The organism is Streptomyces sp. NPDC001507, assembly GCF_042894765.1.
GTDB lineage: Bacteria > Actinomycetota > Actinomycetes > Streptomycetales > Streptomycetaceae > Streptomyces.
The window spans coordinates 210,592-223,187 of record NZ_JBIAVV010000002.1; the positions used below are offsets into that span (position 1 = coordinate 210,592).

General features: G+C 72.2%; 13 protein-coding genes and 1 pseudogene. 7 read left to right on the plus strand and 7 right to left on the minus strand.

Annotated features, from left to right (window positions below):
* Positions 1 to 164: 164 nt before the first annotated feature.
* On the minus strand, positions 165 to 464 hold the full coding sequence (locus ACFY0K_RS07130) for a hypothetical protein (protein ID WP_390638989.1): 300 nt from the start codon (positions 462 to 464) through the stop codon (positions 165 to 167).
* A 220-nt stretch (positions 465 to 684) separates the two neighbouring features.
* Between ACFY0K_RS07130 and ACFY0K_RS07135 the strand changes: the two genes are divergently transcribed.
* From ACFY0K_RS07135 to ACFY0K_RS07145, 3 genes and pseudogenes are all read left to right on the plus strand, one after another.
* Positions 685 to 1,683 (plus strand): hypothetical protein, encoded by a 999-nt coding sequence (locus tag ACFY0K_RS07135; RefSeq protein ID WP_390638990.1) that lies wholly within the window; start codon positions 685 to 687, stop codon positions 1,681 to 1,683.
* Positions 1,680 to 3,416 carry an insulinase family protein gene (locus ACFY0K_RS07140; protein WP_390638992.1) on the plus strand — a complete coding sequence of 579 codons (1,737 nt, stop codon included), beginning with the start codon at positions 1,680 to 1,682 and terminating at the stop codon, positions 3,414 to 3,416. The genes ACFY0K_RS07135 and ACFY0K_RS07140 overlap by 4 nt, the downstream gene beginning before the upstream one ends.
* A gap of 46 nt (positions 3,417 to 3,462) precedes the next feature.
* Positions 3,463 to 3,841, plus strand: a pseudogene (locus tag ACFY0K_RS07145) (transposase); the annotation flags it as partial.
* A gap of 192 nt (positions 3,842 to 4,033) precedes the next feature.
* On the opposite strand, the gene ACFY0K_RS07150 reads toward ACFY0K_RS07145, so the two are convergent.
* Complete coding sequence (locus ACFY0K_RS07150; protein ID WP_390638993.1) at positions 4,034 to 4,930, minus strand: peptidoglycan-binding protein; 897 nt, start codon at positions 4,928 to 4,930, stop codon at positions 4,034 to 4,036.
* Positions 4,931 to 5,090: 160 nt separating this feature from the next.
* On the opposite strand from ACFY0K_RS07150, the gene ACFY0K_RS07155 reads away from it, so the two are divergent.
* The gene (locus tag ACFY0K_RS07155) at positions 5,091 to 7,127 is read left to right on the plus strand and encodes a DHA2 family efflux MFS transporter permease subunit (RefSeq protein WP_390638994.1); all 2,037 of its coding nucleotides are present in this window, start codon (positions 5,091 to 5,093) and stop codon (positions 7,125 to 7,127) included.
* On the opposite strand, the gene ACFY0K_RS07160 is transcribed toward ACFY0K_RS07155, so the two are convergent.
* Positions 7,120 to 7,617 (minus strand): GNAT family N-acetyltransferase, encoded by a 498-nt coding sequence (locus tag ACFY0K_RS07160; protein WP_351954771.1) that lies wholly within the window; start codon positions 7,615 to 7,617, stop codon positions 7,120 to 7,122. The two genes, ACFY0K_RS07155 and ACFY0K_RS07160, sit on opposite strands and share 8 nt — an antisense overlap.
* Positions 7,618 to 7,767: 150 nt before the next feature.
* Here ACFY0K_RS07160 and ACFY0K_RS07165 point away from each other — a divergent pair, with 150 nt between their 5' ends.
* Both ACFY0K_RS07165 and ACFY0K_RS07170 read left to right on the plus strand, forming a co-directional pair.
* Entirely contained in the window at positions 7,768 to 8,415 is a 648-nt protein-coding gene (locus tag ACFY0K_RS07165; protein ID WP_351954770.1) for a hypothetical protein, read from the plus strand.
* A 5-nt stretch (positions 8,416 to 8,420) separates the two neighbouring features.
* Positions 8,421 to 8,963 carry a hypothetical protein gene (locus ACFY0K_RS07170; protein ID WP_390638995.1) on the plus strand — a complete coding sequence of 181 codons (543 nt, stop codon included), beginning with the start codon at positions 8,421 to 8,423 and terminating at the stop codon, positions 8,961 to 8,963.
* Positions 8,964 to 9,001: 38 nt separating this feature from the next.
* Here the strand turns inward: ACFY0K_RS07170 and ACFY0K_RS07175 are convergent, their stop codons facing one another.
* Positions 9,002 to 9,445 (minus strand): DUF1992 domain-containing protein, encoded by a 444-nt coding sequence (locus tag ACFY0K_RS07175; protein WP_382732999.1) that lies wholly within the window; start codon positions 9,443 to 9,445, stop codon positions 9,002 to 9,004.
* A 91-nt stretch (positions 9,446 to 9,536) separates the two neighbouring features.
* Here ACFY0K_RS07175 and ACFY0K_RS07180 point away from each other — a divergent pair, with 91 nt between their 5' ends.
* Positions 9,537 to 9,926, plus strand: coding sequence for a hypothetical protein (locus ACFY0K_RS07180; RefSeq protein WP_382732996.1), 390 nt, complete (start codon positions 9,537 to 9,539; stop codon positions 9,924 to 9,926).
* Between the two features lie 28 nt (positions 9,927 to 9,954).
* Here the strand turns inward: ACFY0K_RS07180 and ACFY0K_RS07185 are convergent, their stop codons facing one another.
* The 3 genes from ACFY0K_RS07185 to ACFY0K_RS07195 form a co-directional block, all read right to left on the minus strand.
* Complete coding sequence (locus tag ACFY0K_RS07185; protein WP_390638996.1) at positions 9,955 to 10,626, minus strand: O-methyltransferase; 672 nt, start codon at positions 10,624 to 10,626, stop codon at positions 9,955 to 9,957.
* A gap of 43 nt (positions 10,627 to 10,669) precedes the next feature.
* Positions 10,670 to 10,879, minus strand: a complete 210-nt coding sequence (locus ACFY0K_RS07190) for a hypothetical protein (protein WP_390638997.1) — start codon at positions 10,877 to 10,879, stop codon at positions 10,670 to 10,672.
* 300 nt (positions 10,880 to 11,179) lie between these two features.
* Positions 11,180 to 12,562 carry an MFS transporter gene (locus ACFY0K_RS07195; protein WP_390638998.1) on the minus strand — a complete coding sequence of 461 codons (1,383 nt, stop codon included), beginning with the start codon at positions 12,560 to 12,562 and terminating at the stop codon, positions 11,180 to 11,182.
* Between the last annotated feature and the right edge of the window lie 34 nt (positions 12,563 to 12,596).

Consider the following 12,596-nt stretch of genomic DNA (forward strand, 5'->3'; position numbering starts at 1 on the left):
CCAAGCCCCGCCCGTTCGGTGATGAGCGTGTGTTGAGCGGCGATGTCTGGCTCGGTCCACAGCCGTAACCTCAGCCGAGCTGTTTCAGATTGGTGCGGCATCGGCGAACACGGCGACGACACTCCCTGCAGTCTGTCTCAACCAACCGAGTCCACGCGTCTCACTCAATCCAGTCCATGCAGGTCAGCAGCATGCGGCCGACTAACTTCATTGAGACAGGACAAATAGATCATCGAGGCGACTCGTCGGCCGACCTGCCCCCTCCGGGCTATGGTGAGCCGCCCTTCCGGAACCGTCCCCACAGTCGGGTGGGTGACGTACTGCAGGCACAAGAACGCCTTCTTCGAGCCGCCCGCCGAGACGTAGGGGCGGGGGAGGTTCAGCAGCAGCTTGCCCGGTTTGCCGCCCCGCAAGGGGGTGGCCGCTTCGAGTAGTTGGCGCGCGCGGCGGGTGTTCAGCGACATGGGCACTCCGGACGGAAGAGGATGCGGAAGGAAGGCGCAAGGGAGGCGCTCCCCTGCCGAACAGACGCCCGCATAGGGATGCGCGGACGGTATGGAGGACTGGTGAACGGCAGCTGGCCGGGTGTTATGGGAAAGGTCAAGCCGGAGTTGTGATTCCGTCGCTCCGGCCTCGGCGATGCCGGCGAACTCCGACGTGACACCTCTCCCTTAGGATCCGCGCATGTCGCTGGTTTCCAACTCCTCCCTGCCGCCACCCGACTTCGAGGTGGCGTCCGCCTTCCCCGAGGCCGGCTGGCTGCGGCAGGCCGCCGCGGCGCGGAACTGGGGGGCCGTCCGGCAGTACGTCGACGGGCTGCCCCGGGGCACGGACCGTACTTTCGCCGTCGGCGTGCTGAGCAAGGTGTCCGGAATCGAGACGTTCCTGCATGATCTCCTCGCCGCCGCGCCCGACGACGTGCTCGCGCTCACCGTCCTCGGCGCACGAGAGGTGCGTATCGGCTGGGAGATCCGGACCGACGCACCCGCCAAGCAGGTCAGCCGTGAACAGTTCGCCGGGCTGCACGCGCACCTGCGGCAGGCCGAACAGCTGCTGATCCGGGCCACGGCCCTCGACCCGTCGTACGACGCCGCCTGGGCCGAGCGGCTCACCACCGCCATGGGGCTGCAGCTCGGGCAGAACGAGTCGCGGCGCCGGTACGACCGGCTGGCCGCCCACCACCCGCACCACCTCACCGGGCAGGGCCGGTTGTTGCAGAAGCTGTGCCCGAAGTGGGGCGGCAGCTGGGAGGCCGCCCACGGCTTCGCCCGGGAGTGCCTGCTGGGCGCGCCCGAAGGGGCGATGAACGGCGGTTTGGTGGCCGAGGCGCACATGGAGCACTGGCTCACCCTGCAGGGGAAGGAGCGCGTGGACTATCTGTACCAGGACTCCGTGCGGGCCGAACTCATCGGGGCCGCCGAACGCTCCGTGCTCCACCCGAACTTCCACCGCGGCTACGGCTGGGTCACGGTTCAGGGCTACTTCGCCGCCGTATTCTCCCTCACGGGCGACACCGCACGGTCCGCCGCCTGCTTCCGGGCCCTCGGCAACCTCGCCTCCGAGTACCCCTGGTCCGACATGGGCCGCGACCCCGCCGCGGCCTATGTCCTGCACCGTGACGATGCGTTGGGCCTACGACCACGCATCCGGATGGTGAAGGTGCCGAACCGAGGCCGGAGATGAACCCCTTGACCGCCGTCCACGCCACCGAAGTCGACGGCATACCCACGCTCTTCGCCTACGCCACCGGCCCGATGCGCGCCGGACTCGTCTTCCGCGTCGGCGTCGCCGACGAGACGCTCGCCCGGACCGGCGTCACGCACCTCGTCGAGCACCTCGCCCTGCACCGCCAGGGCCTGGCCGACTACCATTTCAACGGCGCGACCAAGGCCGCCTTCACCCATTTCCACGTGGAAGGCGCCGAGCACGAGATCGCCGCCTACCTCAACGGCGTCTGCGCCTCGCTCACCGATCTGCCCATGGAACGCCTGGAGACCGAGAAGGAGATCCTGCGCACCGAGGAGTCCCGGCGCGACAACCCCCAACTTCCCTTGTGGCGCTACGGCGCCCAGGGCCACGGCCTGGTCAGCTACCCGGAGTGGGGCGTACGGGGCCTGCGGCCCGACGACGTACAGCTCTGGGCGCAGAGCTGGTTCACCCAGGGCAACGCCGTGCTGTGGATCGCCGGCGAGCGCCTCCCGGCCGGGCTCACCCTGAAGCTGCCCTCCGGTCCGCGTCGTCCCCTGCCTGCCGCCACCTCCGCCCTCCCGACCACCCCCGCCTACTTCGCCGCCGGCAAGGGCGGCGTCCTGCTCGACGCCGTCGTCACCGACACGACCGCCGCCCGGCTCTACGCGGGCGTCCTGGAACGCGAACTCTCCCGCGCCCTGCGCCAGCAGGACGGGTCCTCCTATACGACGGCCACCGACTACACCGACCGCCGTGACGGTTTCGCCCTCGTGACCGCCTTCGCGGACGCTCTGCCCGCCAAGCAGGACGCGGTGCTCGGCGGCTTCCTCGATGTCCTCGCCGGGCTCCAGGTGGGACGGATCGGGCAGGCGGACGTAGAGGCGGTGCGCACCCGGGCCGACGGGGCGCTGACCGCTCCCGACGCGGCCGTACGACGGCTGCCCGCAGCGGCCGAGGATCTGCTCACCGGACGGCCCCTGCGCACTCTCGATGAACTGCGGTACGAGCTATGGGCGGTGACGCCGGGTCATCTGCACGCGGTGGCCGTGGAGGCTGCCGGAAGCGCCCTGCTGCAGGTGCCCGCCGGACACAGCGCCGACTGGGCCGGCTACACGGCGGCGCCCACCGGCTCGTCGTACGCGGTGGCCGGGCGGCGTTTCGCCTCGCTCCAAGGCGACGGTACGGCGCTCGTGGTGGGGGACGAGGGCGTCAGTGTCACGGCCGGGGGCAAGGAGGGGGAGCATGTGGTGACCGTGTCCTACCGGACCTGCGCCGCGATGATGAGCTGGCCGGACGGCGGCCGCAGGCTCATCGGCACCGACGGCCTGGTCATCGACCTGGAGCCGGGTCTGTACCGCATCGACGCGCACACGATGGCGACGATCGACGCGGCGGTGCCGCCGACCGCGGTGGTGTGGCTGCCGCCCCGCCGGCAGCAGCCGAAGCCGGAAGCGGCCAGGGTCTCGTCGGGCAACGGTGAGACCGCGGCCGGCGTCGGCGCCGGCCCGACGGCACCGCGCACCGGGCTGCAGACGGCAGCTCTGGTCGTCTTCGGGCTCTTCGGCGGCATCTGTGCCCTGCTGGCCCTGGCGGTCACGGTCTTCGGCGGCGACGACCCGCAGACCAGCACCGGTGCGTGGATCGCGATCGCCGGCTTCCTGTGGGGCGTGACCGCACTCGTCGCCTGGCCCGCCGTACGGATCCTGCGGCGCACCCGACGGGGGTGAGTGTCCCACCGAAGGGCCCCGCCGAAGGTCCTTACCGAAGATACGGGGTCTGCGCCTGCACCTGGTCTGCACCCTCCAGGGCCTGCCCCATCGCCTTTGCCCTGACCGGAGCGAAAGCCGACGAACGCGAAACCCTCCTCGACCTCCTCTCCGCCGGACCCGACCTCCTCCGACGCCACCCCGGACAGACACTGATCGGCGACAAGAACTACTTCGGCCGCGCCTTCGAAAGGCGAGCGGCAGGTCGTCGAGTCGATCAACGAGACGTTCAAGGGGCAGCTCGACCTCGAACAGCACCGCGGACGTAACCCGACGGCGTCATCGCACGCGTCATGCAACGCGTACTCGCGCTGACCGCCGCGGTCTGGCACAACGACGCCACCGGACAAACCGTCCTACGCTCACTGACCGCCTACGATCACTGACCCCTTGGAACAGATCATCTAGGTGGCTGGCACGGCTGCGGGCGGCTGAGTAGCCCCGTAAGGGGCGCGGGGAACTGCGCGACAAGCCCCCACTCACCCGCACCCACCCACCACCGCAACCCACCCCGCAACCGTCCCGGCCGGCGCCGTTCAGGGATCCGTGCGGCAACGTACCCCCCGTCGGCCCACCCCCTACGGCTTCGTCGTCTCCGATTCCAGTGCCGTCCGGGTAGCCGCCCCGTACACCCCCGACTGGTCGGTCAGGATGCCCCGCGCCAGCTGGTACGTGCGTACCGCGTCCTCGGTGGTGCGGTCGTAGTGGCCGTCGGGCCTCCCGGTGTAGAGGTTCAGCTGGGCCAGCCGCTGCTGGAGCTCGGTCACCTCCGCCCCGGTGTCGCCGGGGCGGAGGACCGGAGCCGTGGTGGGCTGCGCGGAGGCCGCCGTGCCCGCCGTCGTCGCGGATGCGGTCGGGGCCGCGGAGCGGGAGGGCGTGGGGGAGGCCGGCGTGCCGGACGGCGTCGGGGACGGGGAGTGCGACGGGCTCGGGCTCGCCGGCGCGGACGGTGTGGCCGACGGCGAGGGTGAGGGTGAGGTGCCCGACGCCGCCGAGGTCGACGCCGTGCTCGGGGTCACGTCCGGGACGCTCTGCCGTACGTCCGCCGGTGCCGCCCCGTCCCTCGTCGGCGTCACGCGGGCGAACAGCCCGCTCGCGAACCCGGCCACTCCGAGGATCGCGGCCACCGCCGCGGCTACCGCCACGAGCAGGGCCCACCGGGGACTCCGGCGCGGCTGCCGGGCCGGGGCCGCCTCGGCCGCGTCGGCCGCGTCGGCGGCCACCGCCCGCAACGGCACGGTCGGCTCCGCCACCACCGGCAGCGGTGCGGTCCCGCCACCGGCATCGGCATCGGCCCCCGCGTCCGCCTCGATGGCCACGTACGGCCGTATCCGCAGCGGGTCGAAGTCCTCCGCCGCCGCCTGTTCGGCCGTACGCGCGTCGCGCAACGCGTCGGCGGTGCGCTGGTTGCAGTCGCAGGCGGGCGAGCCGTCCGGCCCCTTCGGCGTCCCGCACTCCGGGCACTGGTGGCTCACGGCGTCGTCCCTCCCCTCACGAACTCCACAGATTATGCAGAGCGCCCACACGTACGTTCTCCGGAACCCCTCGTCTCACAGGCGCCGAAAAGGACTCGACGGGCCATACCGGGTGACACCGTCCACGATGGAAGATGGCCGAAAGCCCCGGGAGGTCTCCATGGCGCTGGAAACGACGCACGCCCAGGCGAAGGACGCGGAGCGCGTACCCGGCAACGTGCTGGTCCCGATCGGCGCGCTGCTGCTCGGGCTGCTGCTGGCCGCGCTGGACCAGACGATCGTGTCGACGGCGCTGCCGACCATCGTCAGCGACCTCGGGGGCCTCGAACACCTGTCATGGGTGGTCACCGCCTACCTGCTGGCCTCCACCGCCGCCACCCCGCTGTGGGGCAAGCTCGGCGACCAGTACGGGCGCAAGCGGCTCTTCCAGCTCGCGATCGTGATCTTCCTCGTCGGGTCGGCACTGTGCGGGATGGCCCAGAACATGGGCGAGCTGATCGGCTTCCGCGCCCTGCAGGGGCTGGGCGGCGGCGGGCTGATGGTGCTGTCGATGGCGATCGTGGGGGACATCGTGCCGCCGCGTGAACGGGGGCGGTACCAGGGGCTGTTCGGTGCCGTGTTCGGTACCACCAGCGTGCTCGGGCCGCTGCTCGGCGGGGTGCTCACCGAGCAGCTGAGCTGGCGGTGGGTGTTCTACGTCAACCTGCCCGTCGGCGTCGTCGCGCTCGTAGTGATCGCCGCCGCGCTGCACATCCCGCGCCGGAGGGCCCACCACGTCATCGACTACCTCGGCACCCTCCTGATCGCCGCCGTCGCCACCTGCCTGGTGCTGGTGGCCTCGCTGGGCGGGACGACGTGGGCGTGGGGGTCGGCGCAGATCATCGGGCTCGTGGTCGTCGGGGTGGCACTCGCCGTCGCCTTCGTCGCCGTCGAGCGGCGGGCCGCCGAACCCGTGCTCCCGCTGAACCTCTTCGGCATCCGCACCTTCTCCCTCGCCGCCGTGATCAGCTTCGTCGTCGGGTTCGCGATGTTCGGCGCGATGACCTATCTGCCGACCTTCCTCCAGGTCGTGCACGGCATCTCGCCGACCCTGTCGGGCGTGCACATGCTGCCGATGGTGATCGGGCTGCTGCTGTCGTCCACGCTCTCCGGGCAGATCGTCAGCCGTACCGGGCACTGGAAGGTGTTCCCGGTCGCCGGCACGGGTGTGACCACCATCGGGCTGCTGCTCCTGCACCGGCTCGACGAACACAGCTCGACCGCCGAGATGAGCGCCTACTTCTTCGTCTTCGGCCTGGGCCTCGGCCTGGTCATGCAGGTGCTGGTGCTCATAGTCCAGAACTCCGTCTCGTACGAGGACCTCGGCGTCGCCACCTCCGGCGCCACCTTCTTCCGCTCCATCGGGGCCTCCTTCGGCGTCGCCGTCTTCGGCTCCGTCTTCGCGGGCCGGCTCGCCGGCAAGCTCGCCGACGCCTTCCGCGGCGTCCGCCTCCCGCCCGGCGCCACCCCGGACGCCCTCAAGGCCGACCCGCGCGGCATCGCCACCCTGCCGCCCGCGCTGCGTCCGGCCGCCCTGCACGCGTACGCGTCCTCGATCACCGACGTCTTCCTGTACGCCGCCCCGGTCGCCCTCCTCGGCTTCGCCCTCGCCTGGTTCCTCAAGGAGGACCCGCTGCGCGGCTCGGTCACCGCGCCGGACGCCTCCGAGACCATCCCGCCCAACCCGGTCCACCGGTCGTCGTACGACGAGTGCTCCCGGGCGCTGTCCCTGCTCGGCACCCGTGAGGGACGCCGGGAGGTCTACCGGAAGATCAACGCGCGGGCCGGGTACGCCGACCTGCTGCCCGCCTCCGGCTGGCTGCTGCTGCGGATCCGGAAGTACGGCTCCGTGGAGCCGGGGCGGCTCGCCGAGCGCGGCCCGGTCCCGATGAACGTCGTCCTGGCGGGCGCCCGCCAGCTGGAGGAGCGGCACCTCGCCGACCGCCTGGGCCTCGACCTGACCCTCACCGAGCAGGGCCGCGAGGTCGCCGACCGGCTCGCCGGGGCCCGTGAGGAGTCCCTGGCCGACCTCCTCGGCGACTGGTGGAGCCCGGACCGGCCCACCGACCTGGACCGCCTGGTGAGGGAACTGACCGACGAACTGTGCGGCACCGAACGCGAGCAGCCGCAGAACCGCGCGGCCGGGCAGGTCAGCTGACGAGCTCCTTGCGGAACCAGTGCTCGGCGTAGACGTCGTCGTTGTGCCGCGCGGTCTCCGTGTAGCCGAGCCGCGCGTACAGGGCGCGGGCCTCCACCAGGTCGGTGCGGGTGTCCAGGACGATCCGCGCGGCCCCGAGGGCACGGGCCGTGTCCTCGGCCGCCGCGACGAGGAGCGCGGCCCCGCCCCGGCCGCGCAGCCCCTCGTGCACGAAGACCCGGGTGAGTTCGGCGGTGGCCGGCTCCAGGAGCCGTACGCCCGCGCTGCCGGCCGGCTCACCGCCGTACCGCGCGATCAGCAACCCGCCGGTGGGCGGGGCCAGTTCGGAGCCCGGCCGGGCGGCGATCTCCCGTTCCAGCTCGGCCGGGTCGGTGCGGCGGCCCTCGTGGTGCAGGTACCAGCGGTCGCTGACCTCCGTGTAGTACGCCCGCCACAGGGCGCGGGCGGCGACGGAGTCCGGGCGTTCCGGGGTGATCGTCCAGGAGGTCATGGGCCGTAGTGTCCGGCGGTCCGGGGTGGTCCGCGCAACCGGATATCGGCGGCCGGGTCCTGGTCCGTCCGGCCGGGCTGTTTGCCGGGCGGTGTGCGGGTCACCCGATGGGGGAGACGGCCCGTCGGGCCGAGACACCGGAAGGCAACCATGTCCACAGGCTTGATCATCGCGATCGTGATCGTGGCCGCCGTGGTCGTCGTCGCGGCCCTGCTGGCCGTGCGCGCCAGGGGCAGTGGCCCGCAGGGTCTGAAGCGGCGCTTCGGACCCGAGTACGAGCGGACGGTGGCCCAGCACGGCGGCGACACCAAGGCGGCCGAGCAGGAACTCGCCGAGCGGGTGCAGCGCCACGGCGGACTGCACGAGCGCGAGCTGGAACCGGCGGAGCGGGAGCGCTACGCGGCCCGCTGGACCACCGCACAGGAGCACTTCGTCGACTCGCCCCGGGAGTCCGTGGCCGAGATCGACCGGCTGCTCGCCGAACTGGCCGCCGACCGCGGCTTCCCGGCCGGCGCCGACTACGAGGAGCAGGTGGCCGCGCTCTCCGTGCACCACGCCGCACACGTCGACGGCTACCGCCGCGTCCACCGTGCCGTCCAGGCGCCCGTGGGCGGGTCGCCGCAGAGCCAGGCCGGGACCGAGGAGATGCGGACGGCCATGATCGAGGCCCGCTCCCTCTTCGACGACCTGGTCACCCCCTCGTCCCACGAGCACGGCCGGCACCGCGCCGGTGTCGGTGCCGACACCGGCGGACACCTGCCCTGGTCCGCCGACCAGAGCCGCCCGAAGGAGAGTTGACCGACATGACCGACGCCAGGACCGGATCATCGGGCCGCCGCCCCGTCGGCGGTGACGTGTATCCCGGCGGTACCGCGACGCCCCCGGGACGTGAGGAGGGGACGACCGACTGGGGCGACGCCGCCGTCAGCGGGGTCACCCCGGGACAGGAGGAACCCGAACGCATGGCGCCCCGGGACGACCGGGGCGACCGGGGCGACGCCGGGCAGGCGGTGCTGGTGGCCGGTGACGGCCCGGGGCACGAGACGGACGCGGGCCGCGGCGGCGAGCAGCTGATGCCCCGCGAGGAGTGCGGACAGCTGGAGCGCAGGCTCCAGCACGCGGTCACCGGTTTCGTCGACGAGCCGCGGACGGCCGTCGAGGAGGCGGACCGGGCCGTCGAGGAGATCAGCGCCCGCTTCACCGACGCCGTCGACCGGCGCCGCCGCACGCTGCGCGGCAGCTGGCAGTCCGCCGACGCGAACCGCCCCGGCAGCGCCGACACCGAGCAGCTCCGGCTGGCCCTGCGCGAGTACCGCGAACTGGCGGACCGGCTGCTGCACATGTGAGTCACCCGAGCCGCCCGCGCCTCCGTGTCACCCGCGTGTCACCCGTGCGGGTCCGGCTCCGGGTCCCGTTCCGCCCCGGCCGCCGTCCGGCGCTCCCGCCACTCGCGTACGACCTCCTCGACGTCGTACGGCTTCTTGCCCAGCGGGGGCCCGGGCGGCGGCTTGAACATCATGTCGCGGATCTTGACGTTGACATCGGTGATGATCTTGCGGACGATCCGCTCCGAAGGCGCCGCGTAGGCGGCCGCCAGCGCGTCCTCGGCCTCCTTGCGCAGGGCGAGCGTCGGCGGCAGCACGGCCAGGCCCTCCCGGGCCATCTTCCGCTTGATCCACCACAGTTCGTCGTACGACGTCTCCAGGGCGGCGGGCAACGGCTCGCCCGCGCCCGGCAGCCGGTCGAACTCACCGCGCCGCTGGGCGTCTTGGATCTGCTTGTCGACCCAGGACTCGAACGGCACCCCGGGTGGCTTTCGCTCGGTCATGACTCCATTGTGCCGGACGCCGCCCGGCCGGGCGTTTTATCATGCGCCGGAGATCCACGAAGGATTCAGGAACCGCGCAGGGGGAACGCACGTGCTCGAACTCACCATGGCCTCCGTGTCCGGAGAAGCGGGCGAGACGGCCGGAATGCTCATGGCCGACGCGCCCAGCGACCCCGGTGCCGTGCTGCGGGTGGGCCGCGACGCCGCCACCTGCCGGCTGACGACGCCCGACGACTGGCTGTTCGTCTCCCGGGTGCACCTGGAGTTCCTGTGCGGGCCCGAGGGCGGCTGGCAGGTCACCTGGCTGCGCGGCTCCCAGGCCGAACCCTCCTCCGAGGTGCTGCTGACCGTCGGCGAGTACGCCCAGGCCATCGCTTACGGCGGCACGGTCGCGCTGCCCCGGGGCGGCTCCGGCGAGATCGTCATCCGGGACCGCACCGCCCCGCGCAGCGTCAACGTGGGGTTCTACCAGGAGGGTTGAGCGGCAACTCGTGGGCGGCCGGGCCGGCTCAGTCGAGGACCCGCGCCAGCGCGAAGCCGTCGTAGCCCTTGCTGCCGACCGTCTGGATCGCCGTGCCGGTCAGCCTCGGGTGCGCCGCGATCAGCTCGATCGCGGCGCGGGTGCCGACCACGTCCGGCTCGGCGCTCTCGGCGTCGACGACCCGGCCGCCGCGCACCACGTTGTCGACGACGATCAGGCTGCCGGTGCGGGTGAGCCGGAGCGCCCACTCCACGTAGTGCGGGTTGTTGGCCTTGTCGGCGTCGATGAAGACCAGGTCGAAGGGGGCGGGGTTCTCGTCGGCGAGCTTGGGCAGCGACTCCAGGGCGGGCCCGACCCGCACCTCGACCAGCTTCTCCAGGCCCGCGCGGGCGATGTTGCGGACCGCGATCTCGGCGTGGTGGGCGCTGTACTCCAGGGAGATCAGCCTGCCGTCGGCGGGCAGGGCGCGGGCCAGCCAGATGGTGCTGTAGCCGCCGAGGGTGCCGATCTCCAGGATGTTCCGGGCGTCCTGGATCTGGGCCAGGAGCTGGAGCAGTTTGCCCTGGTTGGCGGTGACGTTGACGTGCGGAAGCTCGTTCGCCTCGCTCTCCCGCAGGGCCGCCTGCAACGACTCGTCGTCCGGTGACAGGTGGCTGGTGAAGTAGAAGTCGACGTCGTCCCAGAGCTGAGAGCCGCTCATGCGTCCGTAGCCTTTCGCCTATGCAGATCGCCGTCCAGTGCAGCTACCTGGATAGCACTACCGGGGCGGCGACGGGGGGCGCCGGCGGCGGGCGGCGGGAGTGTCGTACGGCCGTCAGGGAGGCGGCCGTGACGGCCGGCAGCAGTGCGGCGGCGACCGTCAGCAGCCAGGCCGGAACCCCGGCCACCTCGCGCAGCCGGTCCTCGTAGACGACCTGCTGGAACGGGGTGTCGGAGGCTGCCCGCCGCAGCACGTGGTCGGCGGTGATCCGGGACGGGTACGGGAACTCCTGGCCGATCGCCGTCGGGTACGGGGTGCCGGCACCAGCTCACCCAGCTCGCCCGCCGGGTGGCCGAGACGGCCGGCGTAGACGACCCGTTTTGCGCAGTTCCCCGCACCCCTGGGGGGCGGCTGTGCTTGTTTCGTCGGGTGCGGGGCGGTGGGGGCTTGTCGCGCAGTTCCCCGCGCCCCTGAGACGGGGGGCGCCCGCGCCGTCGGCCGCGGGTGTGTGGGGGCTTGTCGCGCAGTTCCCCGCGCCCCTGACGGGGGGCTTCTAGCGGGGTGCTTCCACAGATGGGGCCGAGCCCGGGAGGGGCTTGCCTGCTGTTTCCGTCATGCGCCAGGCGGCGAAGCCGCCCACCACCGCCGCGGCCATCATGTAGTACGCGGGCATCATCAGGTTTCCCGTCGCTCCGATCAGGGCGGTCACCGCGAGCGGGGTCGTGCCGCCGAAGAGGGAGACCGAGATGTTGAAGCCGATGGACAGGGAGCCGTAGCGGACCCTGGTGGGGAACAGGGCCGGCAGGGCGGCCGGCATCGCTGCCGTGAAGCAGACCAGGAGGAGGCCGAGGGCGCCCATGCCGAGGCCGACCGCGAGCAGGCTGCCCTGGCGGATCAGGAGGAGGGCGGGGACGGAGAGGAACAGGAAGCCCGCACAGCCCGCCGCGATCACCGGGCGGCGGCCGACACGGTCGGTGAGGGCGCCGGCGAACGGCTGGACGATCATCATCAGCGCCATCACGCCGAGGACGACCAGCAGGCCGTGCGTCTCGTCGTACTTCAGCTCACTGGTGAGGTAGCTGGGCATGTACGACAGGAGCATGTAGTCGGTGACGTTGAAGACCAGGACCAGGGCCATGCACAGGAGCAGGGCGGGCCACTGGCTGGTGATCATCTCGCGGAGCGGGACCTTCGGGCGGGCCGACTCCGCCTTCTCGACCTCCGCCGCGAACGCCGGGGTCTCCTCCAGGCGCATCCGCAGGTAGAGGCCGATGATGCCCATCGGGCCCGCGATCAGGAAGGGGATGCGCCAGCCCCAGGAGGTCAGGTCGTCCGCGGACAGCAGGGCCGTCATCAGGGTCACCAGGCCGGCGCCGCCGATGTAGCCCGCCAGCGTGCCGAACTCCAGCCAGCTGCCGAAGAACCCGCGCTTCTTGTCCGGCGCGTACTCGGCGATGAACGTGGACGCGCCCGCGTACTCGCCGCCGGTGGAGAAGCCCTGGACCAGGCGGGCGGCGAGGAGCAGCAGCGGGGCGCCGACGCCGATCGACGCGTAGGACGGGATCAGGCCGATCGCGAAGGTGCCGGCCGCCATCATGATCATGGTGACGGCGAGGACCTTCTGGCGGCCCACGCGGTCGCCGAGCGGGCCGAAGACCATGCCGCCGAGCGGGCGGACCAGGAAGGCGGCGGCGAAGGCGCCGAACGTGGACAGCAACTGGGCGGTCGGGTTGCCGGACGGGAAGAAGACCTTGCCCAGCGTCACCGCGATGTAGCTGTAGACGCCGAAGTCGAACCACTCCATGGCGTTGCCGAGCGCGGCCGCCTTCACGGCGCGCTTCACCAGCGCGGGGTCGGTGACGGTCGGCGCGGGGGCGGTGGCCGTACGGGGGCCGGGGACCTGCGCGGACGGGGTGACTGCTGTGGCGGTCGCCAAAACGGGGCTCGCCTACCTTTCGTGGGGGACAGGG